Origin of the sequence: uncultured Nostoc sp., assembly GCF_964245575.1 — a bacterium.
Classification (GTDB): domain Bacteria; phylum Cyanobacteriota; class Cyanobacteriia; order Cyanobacteriales; family Nostocaceae; genus Nostoc.
Genome location: NZ_CAXTNP010000053.1, coordinates 28,181 through 33,454, shown reverse-complemented (window position 1 = coordinate 33,454; position 5,274 = coordinate 28,181). Strand labels below are relative to the sequence as shown.

At 43.5% G+C, this 5,274-nt stretch carries 3 protein-coding genes and 1 pseudogene; all 4 read right to left on the bottom strand.

The features are described 5' to 3' along the window. Window positions 1-1,171 (bottom strand): filamentous hemagglutinin N-terminal domain-containing protein (locus tag ACFFAP_RS11135; protein ID WP_375511273.1); only part of this gene is annotated, 1,171 nt, incomplete at its 3' end. A gap of 135 nt (window positions 1,172-1,306) precedes the next feature. Next, complete coding sequence (locus ACFFAP_RS11130; protein WP_375511272.1) at window positions 1,307-1,597, bottom strand: hypothetical protein; 291 nt, start codon at window positions 1,595-1,597, stop codon at window positions 1,307-1,309. 22 nt (window positions 1,598-1,619) lie between these two features. Further along, on the bottom strand, window positions 1,620-4,208 hold the full coding sequence (locus ACFFAP_RS11125; RefSeq protein ID WP_375511271.1) for a CHAT domain-containing protein: 2,589 nt from the start codon (window positions 4,206-4,208) through the stop codon (window positions 1,620-1,622). A 54-nt stretch (window positions 4,209-4,262) separates the two neighbouring features. Next, window positions 4,263-5,274: pseudogene (locus ACFFAP_RS11120) on the bottom strand (filamentous hemagglutinin); the annotation flags it as partial.

Sequence of the window (5,274 nt, the reverse complement as noted above, 5' to 3'; positions counted from 1 at the left end):
TGCTGAGGATGCCAGCATTATCTGCAAGGTCAACAGCATTTTTGGCACGCACTGTCACATTCCCCGCATTCCCAAGTCCCGAAGTTCCAGCAGAAAGTTGAGCGCGATCGCGTAACGAGAAAGAACCAGAATCGATAGTAATGTTACCCCCATTGCCAAGTGACCCCAAGCGCACAAGATTACGAACTATGCTCCCACCAGCAACGTTGATTGACCCGGTAGCATTCAGGGTAATATCTCCTGCAACGGTTTCAGGTGTCCCCAAACTTTGCCCAATACCAGCACTTAGAATAGTTCCTCCTAAAATCTCTAGATTTTTAGCATTGACTGCAATATTACCGCCACTAGCCCCAGTTACAAGTAAATATGAACTATTAGTCAGGGATATATCTGTTCGCGCAACATTATCAGGAAATATCAAGCTGAGATTATCGCCATCTACACCCAGCGCTACAGTACCAGGTTCGCCCAACCCTCCTAACTCAACTCGTCCACCATTAGCATTTAATCGTCCCCCATCCATGCTGACATTACCACCCACCAGCAGTAAACTCTTACCATCTGGTACTCGTAAACCAAATGCATCAAAGCCTGCTGGATCAATTCCTGCAAATGCAACTGAGTTATTTTGAATCACTGCGTTTTGATTAATCTGATTAAACAGCAATGCTGAAGGATTAATAGTTAACAACGGTGAAGGGATATTTTTCTCACTAGCGCTAAAAAATCCGATATTTCCAAATTGCAGTGCATTCGCACTAGTCGCCACAAAAGAACCACCAATATTTAACGAAGCATTCTGACCAAATACAATTCCATTGGGATTAATTAGAAACAAATTAGCTGTGCCCTTAGTGCCAATTAACCCATCAATCTTAGAGACTAATCCACCCGTTACCCGACTGATAATATTCTGAATATCCACTGTATTATTAAACAAAGCAGCACCGTTAGTCGGGACAGAAAATTCCCGAAAGCTGTGGAACAAGTTCCCACCTGCTTGGGTTCCTCCTTCAATGATGCTGTTGTTTCCTTCTAATTTGACACTAGAGTTATTAGGCAAAGTCCCATCTGGGATAATTTGGGCAAAAGCGCAATTTGTACTGCAAATGCTTGAACCACATATTGCAATTCCTATAAACCAGCCCCAACGAATACTTATCTTGGACATTGCACCCCTTTAAGCAAACAGCAGTTGCTAAATTTTTGGTTATGTCACACCACTAATGTGGGTTTACGGTGCTTGTAGTCACCTCTGGATAATTCTCAGTTGCGATCGCGTTATTTTTACGCAAAAATGACTAATTTATTTGCATAAATTTATACAGTATAATTCATCAGTCGATGCAATGGCATTGTCAGCCGATACAATCGTATTGTTAGTCGATGCAATGGCATTGTCAGCCGATGCAATCGCATTGTCACCCAATACAATCGCATTGCAAGTCAATACAATCGCATTGTCAGTCGATACAATGGCATTGTCAGCCGATACAATCGCATTGTCAGTCGATACAATGGCGTTGTCAGTCGATGCGATCGCATCTGCGTAAGTAAATAAACAATAAGTTAACTCCAACTCTAGCCTGAATTCCACCGCTTGAAGTGGTGAGAGTGGCTCAAAGCCAATTGCCTAGCAGAACATAGGGGGCCCAAAACCTGGGACGTTTGTATTTGGGATTTTGCAAAAGAGCTAGCTGGGCGCGACGGAGTACTTCAGCTTTAGTCAGGTTTTTGTTGCCTAACTCTTGGTAAAATTGACTCATCAACACAGCAGTAGACTCATCATCCAAGTTCCACAAAGAAGCGATGGTGCTGCGTGCTCCTGCCTGAAAAGCGACACCAGCAATTCCTAGTGCGGCTTGTTCGTCTCCGGTTGCTGTTTGACAGGCACTAAGAATGAGTAATTCAATCGTTTCGGGTCTATTTTGCTCTAGTGTTCGCACTAACTCATTTAACTTTTTGACATAAATACGCTCATTCCAAGCGACAATAAATGTCTCCTCAGCCTTAGAGCTAAACTGACCATGAGTTGCAAGATGAACGATAGGGAAAGATAGAGAATTAATCCGATTTTGCAAAGTTTTGCTGGTAAATTCTTGATTCAGAAGGATGCTGCTAGGAACTTGAGAGCGGATTTGTTCTAATTCAAGTTTGACGTTAGGTAGTGCAGAAAATCCCGAACTTGCTTCACTCAATCCTGCGGCTATTGCCTTGAATTCCTTCTGTGATGTTTTGGGTTCAATCAGTTGCAGACTGGGGGTGAGTGCAATGTTATACTTCTCAACTAGATACTGTTTGCCATCGTAGAGAGCTGCCATCGGAATATTCCGCAACCAACCATCCAGCACAAACACCAAAGTAGGAGTCTTACTTTCAGCTAAAGCAGCTTCAGCAGGTTGAATCAGCCATTTGTAAACTTTCTGGGATAAAGATTGAACCTGTAGCCGCGTATGTGGTTTGGGTAGATTTTTTTGTAGTTGCTCTAAAGTAGTTTTCAATTCTTTTTCAACTACAGGGGTAGTGTAGTGCAACCAACGCTGTTGAGGCAACTCAACGATCACCTCTAATCGGTCTGGCAAAATAAATGGATAAATAATTGCTGCTGTTGGATCTTTTTTTGGATTACGAATTTGAGCATTCAAACAGTTGTTGCGAAAGAAGTTTTCTAGTTCTGCTATTTGGAGTGATTCGATTGTATTGCTGGCTTTTGCGAGATTTTCAAAGCTCACTTGCGAGTTACCCTGAGATTGCAAAAGTAAATCAACCAACTGTCGATAAACTGGTTCAACTTCCTCTCGAAAGGAAAATTTCACCGCAGAATTGACAGCAACTAAATCACTGCGGAGGGCTTGGAGGTTATTAACTGCTTCTGTGTAAGCTGCTACTGCTCCTTTTATATCTCCCTTAGCTTTAAGCAAACGTCCCAGTTGCCATTGCCATTGATAGCCAATGTCTTTAGCATCGATATCTTGAGCGATGAGCAAGGCTTGTTGGGTAAGCTTTTGGGCATCAGACCACTGTTGAGTTTGTTCGTAAACTTGCCCTAAAACACCAATAGCATAAGATTCTGTGCGTTTATCTTGCAAACTTTTTGCTTGCTCAATAGCAGTTGGGAGTAGTTGAGCAATGTCCAACCATGAGTCCGTGTCTGCGGCGGTTTTTTTTCGGAATTGCATTAGACTTTGGGCAAAGTTAATGCGGGCAGAAATTGCTGTCCGACTAATGGGTAAGTCGTTAAGCTGAGTTTTAATTTGGGAGGACAATGTTTGGAAAGCTGACAATTGATCGGTTTTCAGCAATAGTCTTAGTTGATTGGCTTGAGCTTGGATACGTGTAGTGGGTGAGATTGTAGTTTTGATAGTTTGTTGATAAAATTTTATGGCTGTTTGCATGTCCTGCTGAACACGGGCTGTATTACCCAGACTGAGGAGAATATCAGCGATCGCTTCTTGATCTGGCAACGATGAAGCTACTTCTAAACTTTGCTGCAATATCTGCCGAGATGTTTCTAAATCACCTGTAACTTGCACGACATTACCGAGACTATGCAGGGCTGCAACTTTAACAGGTGAGTTGGGTTGATTTTGGAGAATCTGGGTACTTTCTCTTAACGTCTTCTCGGCTTGCCGATAAAACCCTAAAGCTTGCAAAGCCTGTGCTTGGTTAATCCGATTTTGAATAGCCGCCCTCTGATTGCCTATTTTGGTATAAATGTCAAGTGATACTCGCCAAGTATCCAGGGCATCTTCAGCTTTGTTTTGAGCCAATTGCAAGCGACCTTTGATATCTAGAACTTGGGCTAGAATTTGGGATCGCTCTTTGGTATTTATATTTTGAGCAGTTTGTAATAAGTTGAGACTTTGAGCGATCGCAGTTTCTGCCTCTGACCACTGTCCCAATTGCTGATAAGCTAATGAGAGATTACCCAGTGCGATCGCAAGCCTTTGTTCATCCCCATTGCCTTGTAATGCAGAGATAGCCTGTTGCCAAGAAGTAGCAGCTTCAGCAAACCGTTCGGTTTCATAAAATTTACTGCCCTGTTCCAGCAAGCTCTGGGCATTGGGCAACCTTTGAACAATGGAGTTTTCCGCAGTTACATGTGCGAAAGTGGGGGGCAATAAAAGAGCGCCTAAGAAGATAGACAAAAGTAGCAGTACACTTAAAAAGCGTTTGATTTTCCGTAATCTAGATTTTTTTCTTGCCATGTTTTTGCCCCCACTCGCACCGCGTTTTTACTAAAAATAGACAGTGTAAGTTGCTCAACCTCCCTGGCGTTGATTTAACACACGGCAATCGGCTGTCCTCTGCCACGAAGAATGAGGCGTGACAGTGGGTGCAGAGCTAGTGAGAATTACATCGCCATTAGCAGCAATTACCCAACCAGTAGCTTCTACTATGCGAGCTGGTGTTGGGTTAATGGGATTTGTGGAAACTGCTGGAGTAGAGGGTTTACCTACTTCTGGGTTGAGAGCCACCAAATCTACCTGCACTGCATCAGCGCTGAGGGCTTCACCTGGATTAGGTGGTAAGCCACCGCGTCCGGTGATGATAAATTTGCTTTGTGCTTGAGAGCTACCCGCAGTACAACCTTGGACTACATGGGTATCAACTGGTACGGTGGGTAAGTTGACTAAGCCACTGTTAGGGTCAATGTTGGGTGTGTTGAGTTCTACAGTGCCGTTAATTCCAAACTGGGAACTAGCAGTGATATCGCTTGTTTGTGGGTTTTCTTTGTCTCGAAATTGAGTGCCGTAAACACCAAAAGCGCTGATTTGAACGTTCCCTCCCCTGCCTGTGAAAGCATTAGCAGTAATATCACTATTTTCATTGGGTACGGCAATAATGAAGCCATGAGGAGCATTGATAATGATGTTTCCACCGTCTCCACCCTGGTTTTCAATGCCTGCGGTTGTAGAAATTCTACTGCCACGGCGAATTAATAATAAATCTAGATTTTCCCGATGATTTTCTAAGGTAATATTGCCACCTTTACCAGAGGCAGTTTCTGCTGCGATCGCAGCTCCGTTGTCCAACCGGATAGAGTGTGCTGCAACTTTTATACTGCCTGCCGCGTTATTATTCCCTTGACTAATGGTAGCAACTTCAGCACCATTGCTGACAGAAAGCGATCTGGTAGAGATGTCTATATAACCACCATTACCTATGGCTTTCTTCTCTGCTGTGCTGAAGACTCCACTAGAAAATCCGTTCCTATCCACCCCATCAAAGACGATATCGCGGGCACTGATGAACACGTTTCCTGCATCCCCC